We start from the raw sequence: 13,499 nt of genomic DNA on the forward strand, positions 1-13,499 counted from the left end.
CTGCCGGTCGCCGACTGGCCGCGTAACCCGCGCGTCACGGCCCGTTACGGCGGCGGCTGCCCGGGCGCCGGCGGCGGCGGCGCCAGCAGCGGAATGGTGATCGGCGGCAGCCCCGGAATCTCGACCACCTGCGAACCGACCGGCGGGGGCGCGCCCTCCGGCGGTGGCGGCGGGGCCGGCGGGATGCCGTTGCTGACCTGGATGGTGATGATCGACCCGGGAATCGTCGCGCCGCTCGGTGTCGTGCCGACCACCTCGCCCTGCTTGGCGCTGCTGTTGACGAAGTTGTTCTGGTCGGCGACCTGGAAACCCGCCTCCTTGATGCGCTGCCGCGCCGCGTCGATGTCCAGGCCCGCCACGCTGGGCACCCGCGACCCCGGCGCGCCGTCCACGTAGCGGGGGTCGGTGGGCGGCAACTGCACCGGACCGAAATTGGTGGCGATCGGCTTCATCGCGGTGAACCAGGTGCGGGCCGGCTCGTTACCGCCGTACAGGTCGCCCTCGCCGCAGTGGCGCAGCGGGGCCGAACACAGGTCCGTCGGATTCGGCGAGTCGTCGTAGATGTAGTTGGCCGCCGCGTAGTGGTTGGTGAAGCCGACGAAGCCCGACGACCGGTGGGCTTCGGTGGTGCCCGTCTTGCCGGACATGGGCAGGTCCCAGCCCGCGGCGCCGGCCGAACCGGCCGCCGTGCCGCCGCCCACCGCGTCCTTGCTCATCGCGTTGGCCATCGTGTTGGCCAGGCCCTCGGGCACCACCTGATCGCAGGTTTCGGTGGTCACCGCCACCTCGTTGCCCTTGCGGTCGATCAGCTTGTCGATCGGATTGGGTGGGCACCAGGTGCCGCCGGAGGCCAGGGTGGCCGCGACGTTGGACAGCTCCAGCGCGTTCACCTCGATCGGGCCCAGCGTGAACGAGCCGATGTTCTGGCGTTTGACGAAGTCGGCCAGGCTCTCGTTGCTGTCGGGGTTGTAGTCGCGGGCGGTGCCGGGGTCGGCGTAGGAGCGCAAGCCCAGCTTGATCGCCATGTCCACCGTGCGCGTCACCCCGACCTGCTGGATCAGTTTGGCGAACGCGGTGTTGGGCGAGGTGGCCAGCGCCTCGGTGACGTTCATCGAGCCCTTGTAGTTGCCGGCGTTGACCACGCACCAGGTGTCCTTCGGGCAGCCCTTGGCGCCGCCGCTCCCCATGCCCTTGGCCTGGAACCGGCCCGGCACCTCCAGCGTGGCGTTGATGCCCATGCCCATGTCCAGCGCCGCGGCCGTGGTGAAGATCTTGAACACCGATCCCGCGCCGTCGCCGACCAGCGAGAACGGCTGCGGGCGCATGGTCTGCCCGGCGTCGACGTCCAGGCCGTAGGTGCGGTTGCTGGCCATCGCCATCACCTTGTGCGACGTCTTGCCGGGCTGGATCACGCTCATCACGCTCGAGATGCCGGGCAGCGTCGGGCTGGCGAACTTGTCGATGGCCGCCTTGACCGGGATCTGCACGTCGGGGTCCAGCGTCGTCTTGATCAGATAGCCGCCCCGGGCCACCTGCTCCTTGCTGATCCCGGCGCGCGAGAGGTACTCCTGCACGTAGTCGCAGAAGTACGCCCGGTCACCGGCCGCGATGCAGCCGCGGGGCAGCTCGTTGGGCTGCGGCAGGATGCCCAGCGGCGCGGCCTTGGCGGCGCGCAGCGCGTCGGCCTCCTGCGGGATGTTCTCGATCATGGTGTCCAGCACCAGGTTTCGGCGGGCCAGCGCGCCTTCGGGGTTGGTGTAGGGGTTGAGCGCGCTGGTCGACTGCACCATGCCCGCCAGCAGCGCCGCCTGCTGCCAGTTCAGGTCGGAGGCGTTGATGCCGAAGTAGGTCTGGGCGGCGTCCTGCACCCCGAACGAGTTGTTGCCGAACGACACCAGGTTCAGGTACCGGGTCAGGATCTCGGGCTTGGTGAAGGTCTTGTCCAGCGTCAGCGCCATCCGGATCTCGCGCAGCTTGCGGGCCGGGGTGGTCTCCACCGCCGCCCGCTTCTCGGCGTCGGTCTTCGCGGTCACCAGCAGCTGGTAGTTCTTGATGTACTGCTGCTCGATGGTGGACCCGCCGCGGGTGTCGACGTCGCCGCGGGCGTAGCCGGCCAACCCGGTCAGGGTGCCTTTCCAGTCCACCCCGTTGTGGTCGGCGAACCGCTTGTCCTCGATGGACACGATCGCCAGCTTCATCGTGTTGGCGATCTTGTCGCTGGGCACCTCGAAGCGGCGCTGCGAATACAGCCAGGCGATGGTGTTGCCCTTGGCGTCGACCATCGTCGACACCGCCGGCACCTCGCCCTCGAGCAGCTGCGCCGAGCCGTTGGCGACCACTTCCGAGGCGCGGTTGGACACCAGTCCTATTCCGCCGGCGACGGGAAACAGCAGCGCGGTGGCCACCACACTGGCCAACAAACAGAACCCCGCGAGCTTCAAAACCGTGAGCGCGGCCGGGGGGCGGTCTGACATGGCTACTACAGTAGCGGCCCGCAGTCACGCCGCCACGCTGCAAGTTCACCGATTAATCGGGCCGATCGGGGGGCCGGCGGCGCGGGCGCTGAGCAGCACGAAAATTTGCAGTTGCGTCAGCGATCCGGATCGAACATGGTGTGCGAGATCACTTCTTCGCCTATCCTTCGGAGCGAGACGGGACGCCCGTCCCAAAAAAAGCGTTATCGGACTGTTGCGCAATTGGCAGCTGACCACCTAACTTAGACACACGGTGAGATTCAGGTAACACCGAAGCACACAGTGTGGCGTAGATCGCAAGGGTTGGATCTGCACCCCAGGAGGGCGGTCGCGACGGGCGACCGGTAGGGAAGGGAACAGTTCGTGTCACCAACACGGCCGGCGGCGCGTAGGACAAACATTGCAGCCGCTCAAGGGGTACTTCGCAGTGTCGATGCCGAGGAGCGCATCGCCTGGGTCTCGAAGGCACTGTGCCGGACCACCGATCCGGATGAACTGTTTGTGCGCGGTGCCGCCCAGCGCAAGGCCGCAGTGATCTGCCGGCACTGCCCCGTCATGCAGGAATGCGGGGCGGACGCGCTGGACAACCGGGTCGAGTTCGGGGTCTGGGGCGGCATGACCGAGCGGCAGCGCCGCGCGCTGCTCAAGCAGCACCCCGAGGTGGTGTCCTGGGCGGACTTCTTCGACAAGAGGAGAAACCGCAGCGCCGGGTGACCGGCGCCGCCGACCGCCCGCTGTTCGTGATTACGGTACTGTTACGCCCGATCCCGGGCCGTTCAGCGGGCGGTTGCCCGGTTCGACGTGATCTGGTCGGCCAGCGCGCGCAGCGCTTCCAAGTCCGAAACATCAAACGGCAGTGAGGGAACGCCGATCACCGGCACGTGCGGGTTGGCGCCGGTGAAGCGGGACAGCAATCGGATTTCCCGCTTGGCGGTCTGCGCCCGATCGGCGTGAATCCTCAGCACGGCCGCGGCCAGCGAGGTGGTTTCGGGGTCGCCGTCGTGCTCGAGCATCTCGGTGCCGTCGATCGCCCGCTCCGCGGGCAGCGAGCACAGCGGCGGATGGGTGCGGTTGAGCACCAGCCCGGCCAGCGGCATCCCTTCCTGGGACAGCCGGTCGACGAAGAAGGACGCCTCGCGCAGCGCGTCGGGCTCGGCCGCCGACACCACCACGAACTGGGTGCCCCGCCGTTTCAGCAGCGCGTAGGTGCGGTCGGCCTTTTCCCGGAAGCCACCGAAGGTGGCGTCCAGCGACTGCACGAACGCCGCGGCGTCGGCGAGCATCTGTGAGCCCAGGATCGTCGACATCGCCTTCATCGCCAAACCCATTGCGCCGGTGACCAATCGGCCGATTCCGCGGCCCGGCGCCAGCAGCAGCCGCCACAGCCGGCTGTCCATGAAGCTGCCCAGCCGTTTCGGGGCGTCCAGGAAGTCCAGCGCGTTGCGCGACGGCGGCGTGTCCACCACCACCAGATCCCAGCGATCCTCGGCCAGCAGCTGCCCCAGCTTCTCCATCGCCATGTACTCCTGCGTGCCGGCGAGTGAGCTGGCGACGGTCTGATAGAACTGGTTGTCCAGAATCGCTTGTGCGCGACCGGGTCCGGAGTACTGGACCACCATCTCGTCGAAGGTGCGCCGCATGTCGAGCATCATCGCGTGCAGCTCGCCGGGAACCTCGGCGGCCAGCGGCACTCGTTGCGGCGTGTTGCCGAGGTCGTTCACGCCCAACGCCTGGGCCAGCCGCTTGGCCGGGTCGATCGTCAAAACGCAGACATTGCGCCCGTATTCGGCGGCGCGCAGCGCGATGGCGGCCGCCGTGGTGGTTTTACCCACCCCACCCGCACCGCAGCACACCACCACCCGGTTGGTGGTGTCGGCCAGGATAGCCGCCATATCAAGCTGTTTGGGTGTGGTACTCATCGAACTCCTTGCTGGGCAAGCGATTCCGATAGCTCGTAGAGGCTGCCCAGGTCGACGCCGTCGGAGATCGCCGGGAGTTCCAGCCGGGCCACGTGCAACGCGTCGAGCTGCTGTGCGATCTCGGCGCGGGTGGCGATCACCGTCGCATGCTCGATGGTCTCCGTCAGCAGGCCGGCGAAGTCTTTGTCGTCCAACGTGATTCCGGCTTTTTGCAGCCCAGCCCGCACCGCGTCGGCGTCGATGTCGCCCTCGGCGGCCTTCGCCAGATCGGCGGGCTGCAGGTAGGCGGGAATGTTGCGGTTGACGATCACGCTGCCGATGGGCAGCTGCATCTCGGCGAGTTCCTCGATGGCTTCCAGCGTCTCCTGCACGGGCAGCGCCTCCAGCAGGGTGACCAGGTGGATGGCGGTCTGCTCGGAGTGCAACAGCCGGACCACGCCGTCGGCCTGCGAGTGCACCGGACCGCCCTTGGCCAGATCGGACACCGCCTTGGTGACGTCGAGGAAGCGGGCGATCCGCCCGGTCGGCGGGGCGTCGACGACGATCGCGTCGTACACCGGCAGCCGGTTCTTGTCGACGCGGATCACCGTCTCTTTGATCTTGCCGGTGAGCAGCACGTCGCGCAGGCCGGGCGCGATCGTGGTGGCGAACTCGATGGCGCCGATGCGGCGCATGGCCCGGCCCGCGATGCCCAGGTTGTAGAACATGTCGAGGTATTCCAGGAACGCGGCCTCGATGTCGATGGCCAGCGCGTTGACCTGGCCGCCCCGCTCGGCGGTCGCGATCTTCACCTCTTGATAGGGCAGCGGCGGAACATCGAAGAGCTGCGCAATGCCTTGGCGGCCTTCGACTTCCACGAGCAGCACCTTGCGGCCCCCGGCTGCCAGCGTCAGCGCCAGCGCGGCCGCGATGGTCGATTTGCCGGTACCGCCCTTGCCCGTCACGAAATGCAAGCGGGCCTTGGTCAAGCGCGCCGGCCAGCCGACGGCAGCTCCGCCGCTCGATGTGGTTGCCACCATCGCATGCTAGCCCGACCGGGCATTGGCCTGGCCGGAGCGGTTCACCGGCGACCGATAAGCTCGCGGGATGAGCCAACCGACCGCATGGGAATACGCCACCGTCCCACTGCTGACGCACGCCACCAAGCAGATCCTCGACCAGTGGGGTGCCGACGGCTGGGAGCTGGTGTCCGTACTGCCCGGCCCCACCGGCGAGCAGCACGTCGCCTACCTCAAGCGCCCCAAGTAGATGAGTGCTGCACCGTCCTGGAAGGCCCGGCTCGCCGAGCTCGGTCTGACGCTGCCGGAAGTGGTTGCGCCGCTGGCCTCCTACGTCCCCGCGGTGCGCACCGGCAACCTGGTCTACACCGCCGGCCAGCTGCCGATGCAGGACGGCAAGCTGGCCGCCACCGGCAAGGTGGGCGCCCACATCACCCCGGACGAGGGCCGCGCGCTGGCGCGGATCTGCGCGCTCAACGCGCTGGCCGCGGTCGACGCGCTGGTGGGCATCGACGCGGTGACCCGGGTGGTCAAAGTCGTCGGGTTCGTCGCCTCCGCACCCGGGTTCAACGGCCAGCCCAGCGTCGTCAACGGCGCCTCTGACCTGCTCGCCGAGGTGTTCGGCGAACACGGCGCGCATGCGCGCTCGGCGGTCGGTGTCGGTGAGCTGCCGCTGGATGCGCCGGTGGAAGTGGAGCTGATCGTGGAGGTCGGCGCGCGGCCGTGACCGAGGTTGCCGAGTCGCCGACCCATCCCGCATACGGCAGGTTGCGGGCGGTCACCGACACGGCCTCGGTGCTGCTGGCCGACAATCCCGGTTTGCTGACGCTGGAGGGCACCAACACCTGGGTGCTGCGCGGGCGGGGCAGCGACGAGCTGGTGATCGTGGACCCCGGGCCGGACGACGACGAGCACATCGCGCGGATCGCCGCGCTGGGCCGCATCGCGCTGGTGCTGATCAGCCACCGGCACGGCGACCACACCGACGGCATCGACAAGCTGGTCGAGCGCACCGGCGCCACCGTGCGCTCGGCGGGCAGCGGCTTTCTGCGCGGCCTGGGCGGTGAGCTCACCGACGGCGAGGTGATCGACGCGGCCGGGCTAACGATCAAGGTGATGGCCACGCCCGGGCACACCGCCGATTCGCTGTGCTTCCTGCTCGACGACGCCGTGCTGACCGCCGACACCGTGCTGGGCCGCGGCACCACCGTCCTCGACAAGGAGGACGGCAGCCTGACGGACTACCTGGAATCGCTGCGGCGGCTGCGCGGCCTGGGCCGGCGGGCGGTGCTGCCCGGCCACGGCCCGGACCTGACCGACCTGGAAAGCGTCGCGCAGGGCTACCTGGAACACCGGCGGGAGCGGCTGGACCAGGTGCGGTCGGCGGTGCGGGAGCTGGGCGAGGACGTCAGCGCCCGCCGGATCGTCGAACACGTCTACGTCGATGTCGATGAGAAGCTGTGGGACGCCGCCGAGTGGTCGGTGCAGGTGCAGTTGAATCACCTGCGCTCGGAGCCATCGACGTAACCGTCTTGGCGTGAGTCACTCCGGCCCCATGGGTCCCGGCCCCGAAGGGACGGAATGCGTCAGAGTTCCGCTAGCGCCGCCGCTAGCGGATTTCGACGTCACCTGATGGGTGACGCGGCGGTGCAGCTGAGGCTGATGTGGCGAAGGACGAACGGTCCGGGCGCTTAGCGCGCCCGGGCTTCGCCCGCGCTTACCTCGCTCGGTGTGGGAGGCTCGCTCGGTTGCGCCCGGGCTTAGCCCGCGCTTACCTCGCTCGCCGCGCCAGCCGCTCGGAGTCCGAGATCAGCACGCTTTTGCCCTCCAGCCGGATCCAGCCGCGGTGGGCGAAATCGGCCAGCGCCTTGTTCACCGTCTCCCGCGACGCCCCGACCAGCTGCGCGATCTCTTCCTGGGTCAGGTCGTGGGTGACCCGCATGGCGCCGCCCTCCTGGGTGCCGAAGCGCTGCGCGAGCTGCAGCAGCTGCTTGGCCACCCGGCCGGGCACGTCGGTGAAGATGAGGTCGGCCAGGTTGTTGTTGGTGCGGCGCAACCGGCGGGCCAGCACCCGCAACAGCTGTTCGGCGATCTCGGGGCGGTCGGCGATCCACGCGCGCAGCGCGTCGCGGTCCATCGACACCGCGCGCACCTCGGTGATGGTGGTGGCGCTGGACGTCCGCGGGCCCGGGTCGAAGATCGACAGCTCACCGAACATGTCCGAGGGGCCCATGATCGTCAGCAGGTTTTCCCGCCCGTCGGGCGAGCGGCGACCGATCTTCACCTTGCCCGAGACGATGATGTACAGCCGATCCCCCGGTTCCCCTTCGGCGAAGACGGTGTGTCCGCGGGGGAAGTCGACGGGTTGGAGCTGCTTGGTCAGTGCGGTGACTGCGCTGGGCTCAACCCCTTGGAAGATTCCTGCCCTTGCCAGGATCTCGTCCACGTTGCCTCTTCAACTTTCGCAAGAAATTAATGTGATACGGGCAGGCTAACCCCTTGCTCGCGTGACGAGTCTAGAGGAACGCCATTGTGTCTAACGTGCCAACGCTACACACGATTGGCGTGTCGAGGTGCCCTAAACTGCGGATTGACGTGCGAATGGCCGCCGATCCTGGTCGGCAGCGTCATCTCGTCGGGGTCGACGAAGCCGGCGGCGAAGGACGGCGCGGCGTGCCGCGGACCGCCGCTGCGCCCGCCCGGCGCCGGACCGGCGGATTGCTGGGCCTCGCGCCGGTGCAGGTATTCCAGGGCCTCGGGCATGCCCTCGGCGGCCAGCGTGTGCATGTCCACGCCGCCGGTGCGCTCGAGGAACTCGTCGACATCGGCCACCGCGGCCGGATCCCGGACGAGCTCCTTTTCCAGCCGCCCCAGTCCCAGCGCCGCCAGCATCAGCAGCACCGGTACACCGGCCACCAGCAACCACGACACACGAAGAGTAAACATGGCCTTGCATGAACACGAGGTCTCGGCCGGATCACGAAATAAGTACTCTGTCGTAGGTGACAACGGCTAAGTCGTCGGGGCGTGCGAAGTCGACCCCGGCCCCGCCCGGCGAGGCCGCCGCCCGGCGCTGGTCGACCGAATCCCGAGTTGCCTTGGTGCGACGGGCGCGGCGGATGAATCGCATTCTGGCACAAGCGTTTCCGGAAGCGCACTGCGAGCTGGACTTCACCACGCCGCTGGAGCTGACGGTCGCCACCATCCTGTCGGCGCAGAGCACCGACAAACGGGTGAACCTGACGACGCCGGCCTTGTTCAAGCGCTACACCTGCGCGCTGGATTACGCCCAGGCCGACCGCGACGAGCTGGAGAACCTGATCCGCCCGACCGGCTTCTTCCGCAACAAGGCCTCCGCGCTGATCCGTCTCGGCCAGGCCCTGGTGGAACGGTTCGACGGCGAGGTGCCCGCCACCATGGCCGAGCTGGTCACCCTGCCCGGTGTGGGCCGCAAGACCGCGAACGTCATCCTGGGCAACGCCTTCGGTGTCCCCGGTATCACCGTCGACACCCACTTCGCTCGGCTGGTGCACCGCTGGCGCTGGACCGCCGAGAAGGATCCGGTCAAAATCGAGCACGCCGTAGGCGAGCTGATCGAACGCAGCGAGTGGACCATGCTCAGCCACCGGGTCATCTTCCACGGCCGCCGGGTGTGTCACTCGCGCAAACCGGCCTGCGGGGTGTGCCTGCTCGCCAGGGACTGCCCCTCGTTCGGGCTGGGCCCCACCGAACCGCCGCTGGCCGCGCAGCTGGTGCGCGGGCCGGAAACCGAGCATCTGCTCGCCCTGGCCGGGCTGTAACCGCGCCGACAGCACGGGGACCGCATGCCCATCCCGAGGCCGACGCTGACCCGGAAGGTTCGCTGGCACATCGCGATTTTCGCGGTGGTGGTGGCGCTGATCGTCGCGCTGCTGGCCCAGCTGCGTGACGACGCCGCGACGCCCGGCCCGGCGGCCACCGGCCGGGCGGTGGCCGACCGCGAACACCGCGACGCCGACACCCCGGCAGCGCTGGCCGGTCCCCGACAGCGCGCCGACCTGCCGCCGTGTCCGGCCGCGGGAACCGGTCCCGGCCCGGCGGCGCTGCGCGGCGTGACGGCCGAGTGCGCCGCCGACGGTTCGGTGGTCGACGCCGGCCGCGCGGTGGCCGGGCGCCGGGTCGTGCTCAACTTCTGGGCCTATTGGTGCGCGCCGTGTGCGGCCGAACTGCCCGCGATGGCCGAGTATCAACGACGGGCCGGAGCGGAGGTGACGGTGCTGACGGTGCATCAGGACGAGAACGAGACCGCGGCCCTGCTGCGACTGGCCGAGCTCGGCGTTCGGCTGCCGACCCTGCAGGACGGTCGGCGCCGGGTCGCGGCCGCGCTGCGGGTGGTAAATGTGATGCCCGCGACGGTGGTGCTGCGGCCGGACGGTAGCGTTGCCCAGACGCTGCCGCGTGCTTTCAGCACGGCCGACGAGATCGCGGCCGCGATCGGGAACGACAGGGGATAAGCGGAAAAATTGAACCGACTGGAGGGGCCGTGAGTGCTGGGGGTTCGCCCCTGCGGAATGGGGACCCCGCCCCGGCGCGTGGGACCGTTCCGCTGACGCCTGACGCCTGCCCGTCCTGGCTGCGTCCGCTGGTCGACAACGTCGACGACGTCCCCGACGCGGCCCGGCGCCGGTTGCCGGCCGACGTGCTGGCGATGATCACCACCAAGGCCGCGTCGGCGCTGACGAGCGTGCGCGGCGCCGCGCGGGAAGCCGCGGTGCTGGTGCTGTTCTCCGGCCCGGAATCCGGGCCGCCCGGCGGGGGCCCGCCCACCGACGCCGACCTGCTGGTCACCGTGCGGGCGTCCACGCTGCGCCACCACGCCGGGCAGGCGGCGTTTCCCGGCGGCGCCGCCGATCCCACCGACGACGGCCCGGTGGCCACCGCCCTGCGCGAGGCCCGCGAGGAGACCGGGATCGACGTGAGCCGGCTGCATCCGCTGGCCACGATGGAGAAGATGTTCATCGCGCCCTCGCAGTTCCACGTCGTGCCCGTGTTGGCGTATTCGCCCGACCCCGGGCCGGTGGCCGTGGTCAACGAGGCCGAGACCGCGCTGGTGGCGCGAGTTCCGTTGCGCGCCTTCATCAATCCCGCCAACCGGCTGATGGTGTACCGCGGCGACTTGGGCCGCCGGTGGGCCGGGCCGGCGTTTCTGCTCAACGAGATGCTGGTGTGGGGCTTCACCGGCCAGGTGATCTCCGCGCTGCTCGACGTCGCGGGCTGGGCCCAGCCCTGGGACACCTCCGATCAGCGGGAGTTGGACGCGGCGATGGCGCTGGTCGGCGAGCGGGGTGACGCACTCGAATGAACCTGAATTCGATGACCCCGTCGCAGTGGCTGGACGTCGCGGTGCTGGCGGTGGCCTTCATCGCGGCGATCTCGGGCTGGCGGTCCGGCGCGTTGGGGTCGCTGCTGTCGTTCGTGGGGGTGCTGCTCGGCGCGATCGCCGGGGTGCTGCTGGCGCCCCACCTCGTCAGCCACATCGCCGCGCCGCGCGCGAAACTGTTTGCGGCACTGTTCTTGATCCTGGCGCTGGTGGTCATCGGCGAGGTCGCCGGCGTGGTGTTGGGGCGCGCGGTGCGGGGCGCGATCCGCAGCCGGTCCATCCGCACCGTCGACTCGGTGATCGGGGTCGGCGTGCAGCTGGTCGTGGTGTTGACCGCGGCGTGGCTGCTGGCGACGCCGCTGACCCAGTCCAAGGATCAGCCCGAGCTGGCCGCCGCGGTGCGCGGTTCCCGAGTGTTGGCCAAGGTCAACGAGGTTGCCCCGCCGTGGCTCAAGACGGTGCCCAAGCGGCTCTCGGCGCTGCTGAACACCTCCGGGCTGCCCGCGGTGCTCGAGCCGTTCAGCCGCACCCCGGTGATCCCGGTCGCCTCACCCGATCCCGAGCTGGCCAGCAACCCCGTGGTGCAGGCCACCGCGCCCAGTGTCGTCAAGGTGCGCAGCCTGGCGCCCAGTTGCCAAAAGGTGTTGGAGGGCAGCGGATTCGTGATCGCGCCCGACCGGGTGATGACCAACGCGCACGTGGTGGCCGGTTCCAACAGCGTGCAGATCTACGCCAGCGGCAACCCGCTGGACGCCACCGTGGTGTCCTACGACCCGTCCGTCGACATCGCGATCCTGGCCGTCCCCAACCTGCCGCCGCCGCCGTTGCCGTTCGCCCAGACCGAGGCGAAAACCGGGGCCAGCGTGGTGGTGCTGGGTTATCCCGGCGGCGGCAACTTCACCGCGACCCCGGCCCGGATCCGCGAGCTGATCAAGTTGAGCGGACCCGACATCTACCGCGACCCGGCGCCGGTCACCCGCGACGTGTACACCATCAGAGCCAGTGTGGAGCAAGGCAATTCGGGTGGACCGCTGATCGACCTGAACGGCCAGGTGCTCGGGGTGGTGTTCGGCGCGGCCGTCGACGACCCCGACACCGGCTTCGTGTTGACCGCCGACGAGGTCGCCGGTCAGCTCGCCAAGATCGGCGAGACCAAGACGGTGGGCACCGGGTCCTGCGTCAGTTGACGGCCGGGCCGTGCACGTCCTCGAGGAAGCTCGTCAGGTGCCGGTTGATCTCCTCCGGCACCTCTTCGTGGCTGAAATGCCCTGCGCCCGCGACGGTTACGTAGCGGCCCTGCGGTGCGTAACGCCGGGTCCGGTCGACGGGGTCGGCCAGCACGTAGGGGTCTTCCTCGCCGCGCAGGTGCAGCAGCGGCACGCCGAGCTGCCGGCGCATCGACCGGAGGAACCGCCGTCCCTCGTCGCGCAGCTGGCTGCGCACCGCCCAGCGCTGGTACTCCAGCGCGCAGTGCGCCGCCGCCGGGATCTGAATGGCCGTGCGCAGATGGCCGATGGTCTCGGAAAAGTCTTCGGACGCAAGCCATTTCGCGCAGCTGCGGCTGCGGACCAGGCGCTCGATCTCCGCCCCGCCGTCGCGGGTCAACAGCCGCTCGGGCCACAGCGGCACCTGGTATCGCAGCAGTGTCGGCAGCAGCGCCCGGGCCTGGTCGCGGCGCGTCAACGTGGACTGCCGCAACGCCGCCGGGTGCGGTGAGCTGATCAGCGCGACGGCCGACACCAGCCGCGCGTGCAGCAGCGCGGTGGCCCAGCAGGCCAGGCCGCCGTCGGCGTGGCCGACCAGCGTCGCCGAGGAGTGCCCGAGCGCGCGGATCAGCCCGGCCGCGTCGCCGGACAGGGTCCAGCCGTCATAGCCGCGGGGCGGCTTGTCGCTGCCGCCGTAGCCGCGCAGGTCGACCGCGACCACCCGGGCGCCGGTCAGCCCGCGCAGCTGATGACGCCAGGACCACCAGAACGATCCGAAGCCGTGCAGCAGCATCACCAACGGCCGCGCCGTGGCGGGCAGGCCGCGGGCGTCGCCGACGGGCAGGGCCTCGACGACGTGAAAGCGGATGCCGTTGGCGTGCACATCCAGATGGCGCCACGGCCCGTCGATGCGGGTTACCGACGGATCCGGCGGCGCCATCTACCAACCCGACGGGTCCGCGGCGGCGCCGTCGCCGGGCTTGGCGTGCTTGCCGTGGCTTTCGGTCAGCGCCCGCGCGCCGGCGGCCTTGTCGTGCCCGGGCGTGAGCGCGGTGCGGGTCTCCTTGACCGACTCGATGGTCTGGCGCGGCCCCCGGATCCGGCGCACCTTGAGGAAGCCCAGCAAAGCCAGCACCGCCCCGACCACGACCTGGACCCCGAACACGATCAGGAACGCCACCCAGCGCCACAGCCAGGTGTCGAGCAGCTCGGCGACGAAGAAGAAGAAAAAGAAGGTGGAGTAGAACAGCACCACCAGCGCGGCGATGAAGAAGACGCTGCCGGTGAGCCCCTTCTTGACGTCCCGGGTGATTTCGGCGCGAGCCAGTTCGACCTCGGCGCGCACCAGGGTGGAAACCTGGGTGGTCGCGTCCTTGATCAGGTCACCGATCGTCGGCTCGGCAGGCTTGGCATGCGGGTCGGTCAACGGGATCGTGGTCAGGGTGCTGGGCACCCCGTTCTTGCCCTCGACTTTGCTCACAGACGGTCCTCTTTCGTCGTTGCCCGGCTCGCTGTCGTCGCGGTTTATGTTGCCACGTGGCGGC

At 69.6% G+C, this 13,499-nt stretch carries 15 protein-coding genes; 8 read left to right on the top strand and 7 right to left on the bottom strand.

The window, feature by feature from the left end; all coding sequences use genetic code 11:
* Positions 1 to 44: 44 nt before the first annotated feature.
* Positions 45 to 2,474 (bottom strand): transglycosylase/D,D-transpeptidase PonA2, encoded by a 2,430-nt coding sequence (ponA2, locus tag NF20_RS00650; RefSeq protein ID WP_010948847.1) that lies wholly within the window; start codon positions 2,472 to 2,474, stop codon positions 45 to 47.
* Between the two features lie 363 nt (positions 2,475 to 2,837).
* On the opposite strand from ponA2, the gene NF20_RS00655 reads away from it, so the two are divergent.
* Entirely contained in the window at positions 2,838 to 3,188 is a 351-nt protein-coding gene (locus tag NF20_RS00655) for a WhiB family transcriptional regulator (protein ID WP_009974690.1), read from the top strand.
* 62 nt (positions 3,189 to 3,250) lie between these two features.
* Here the strand turns inward: NF20_RS00655 and NF20_RS00660 are convergent, their stop codons facing one another.
* Together NF20_RS00660 and NF20_RS00665 are read right to left on the bottom strand one after the other, a co-directional pair.
* The gene (locus tag NF20_RS00660; protein WP_009974691.1) at positions 3,251 to 4,393 is read right to left on the bottom strand and encodes an ArsA family ATPase; all 1,143 of its coding nucleotides are present in this window, start codon (positions 4,391 to 4,393) and stop codon (positions 3,251 to 3,253) included.
* Positions 4,390 to 5,412, bottom strand: a complete 1,023-nt coding sequence (locus NF20_RS00665) for an ArsA-related P-loop ATPase (RefSeq protein WP_003873303.1) — start codon at positions 5,410 to 5,412, stop codon at positions 4,390 to 4,392. The genes NF20_RS00660 and NF20_RS00665 overlap by 4 nt, the downstream gene beginning before the upstream one ends.
* Before the next feature lie 67 nt (positions 5,413 to 5,479).
* On the opposite strand from NF20_RS00665, the gene NF20_RS27030 reads away from it, so the two are divergent.
* The 3 genes from NF20_RS27030 to NF20_RS00675 are packed head-to-tail and all read left to right on the top strand — an operon-like array spanning position 5,480 to position 6,918.
* Positions 5,480 to 5,641, top strand: a complete 162-nt coding sequence (locus NF20_RS27030) for a DUF4177 domain-containing protein (RefSeq protein ID WP_003873302.1) — start codon at positions 5,480 to 5,482, stop codon at positions 5,639 to 5,641.
* Positions 5,642 to 6,118 carry a RidA family protein gene (locus NF20_RS00670; RefSeq protein WP_009974693.1) on the top strand — a complete coding sequence of 159 codons (477 nt, stop codon included), beginning with the start codon at positions 5,642 to 5,644 and terminating at the stop codon, positions 6,116 to 6,118.
* Entirely contained in the window at positions 6,115 to 6,918 is an 804-nt protein-coding gene (locus tag NF20_RS00675; protein WP_023900375.1) for an MBL fold metallo-hydrolase, read from the top strand. The genes NF20_RS00670 and NF20_RS00675 overlap by 4 nt, the downstream gene beginning before the upstream one ends.
* Positions 6,919 to 7,162: 244 nt before the next feature.
* Here the strand turns inward: NF20_RS00675 and crp are convergent, their stop codons facing one another.
* Positions 7,163 to 7,837, bottom strand: a complete 675-nt coding sequence (crp, locus tag NF20_RS00680) for a cAMP-activated global transcriptional regulator CRP (protein ID WP_003877056.1) — start codon at positions 7,835 to 7,837, stop codon at positions 7,163 to 7,165.
* Positions 7,838 to 7,941: 104 nt separating this feature from the next.
* On the bottom strand, positions 7,942 to 8,337 hold the full coding sequence (locus NF20_RS00685) for a hypothetical protein (RefSeq protein WP_003873298.1): 396 nt from the start codon (positions 8,335 to 8,337) through the stop codon (positions 7,942 to 7,944).
* Between the two features lie 173 nt (positions 8,338 to 8,510).
* On the opposite strand from NF20_RS00685, the gene nth reads away from it, so the two are divergent.
* Genes nth through marP form a run of 4 tightly spaced genes read left to right on the top strand, consistent with a single transcriptional unit; the run spans position 8,511 to position 11,937 of the window.
* Positions 8,511 to 9,191: an endonuclease III gene (nth, locus tag NF20_RS00690; RefSeq protein ID WP_031354274.1), complete on the top strand. Its 681-nt coding sequence runs from the start codon at positions 8,511 to 8,513 to the stop codon at positions 9,189 to 9,191.
* A 24-nt stretch (positions 9,192 to 9,215) separates the two neighbouring features.
* Positions 9,216 to 9,884 carry a TlpA family protein disulfide reductase gene (locus tag NF20_RS00695; RefSeq protein ID WP_033711990.1) on the top strand — a complete coding sequence of 223 codons (669 nt, stop codon included), beginning with the start codon at positions 9,216 to 9,218 and terminating at the stop codon, positions 9,882 to 9,884.
* A gap of 29 nt (positions 9,885 to 9,913) precedes the next feature.
* Complete coding sequence (locus NF20_RS00700; RefSeq protein ID WP_009974698.1) at positions 9,914 to 10,732, top strand: NUDIX hydrolase; 819 nt, start codon at positions 9,914 to 9,916, stop codon at positions 10,730 to 10,732.
* Between the two features lie 11 nt (positions 10,733 to 10,743).
* Positions 10,744 to 11,937 carry an acid resistance serine protease MarP gene (gene marP, locus NF20_RS00705; protein ID WP_003877060.1) on the top strand — a complete coding sequence of 398 codons (1,194 nt, stop codon included), beginning with the start codon at positions 10,744 to 10,746 and terminating at the stop codon, positions 11,935 to 11,937.
* On the opposite strand, the gene NF20_RS00710 is transcribed toward marP, so the two are convergent.
* Together NF20_RS00710 and NF20_RS00715 are read right to left on the bottom strand one after the other, a co-directional pair.
* Positions 11,930 to 12,895: an alpha/beta fold hydrolase gene (locus NF20_RS00710; RefSeq protein ID WP_033711988.1), complete on the bottom strand. Its 966-nt coding sequence runs from the start codon at positions 12,893 to 12,895 to the stop codon at positions 11,930 to 11,932. The genes marP and NF20_RS00710 overlap by 8 nt on opposite strands.
* Positions 12,896 to 13,435 carry a phage holin family protein gene (locus NF20_RS00715; RefSeq protein ID WP_009974700.1) on the bottom strand — a complete coding sequence of 180 codons (540 nt, stop codon included), beginning with the start codon at positions 13,433 to 13,435 and terminating at the stop codon, positions 12,896 to 12,898. It abuts the gene before it with no gap.
* Positions 13,436 to 13,499: the final 64 nt, after the last annotated feature.

The sequence above is a fragment of the Mycobacterium sp. MAC_080597_8934 genome (assembly GCF_000523975.1).
In the GTDB taxonomy this organism is placed as follows: domain Bacteria; phylum Actinomycetota; class Actinomycetes; order Mycobacteriales; family Mycobacteriaceae; genus Mycobacterium; species Mycobacterium avium.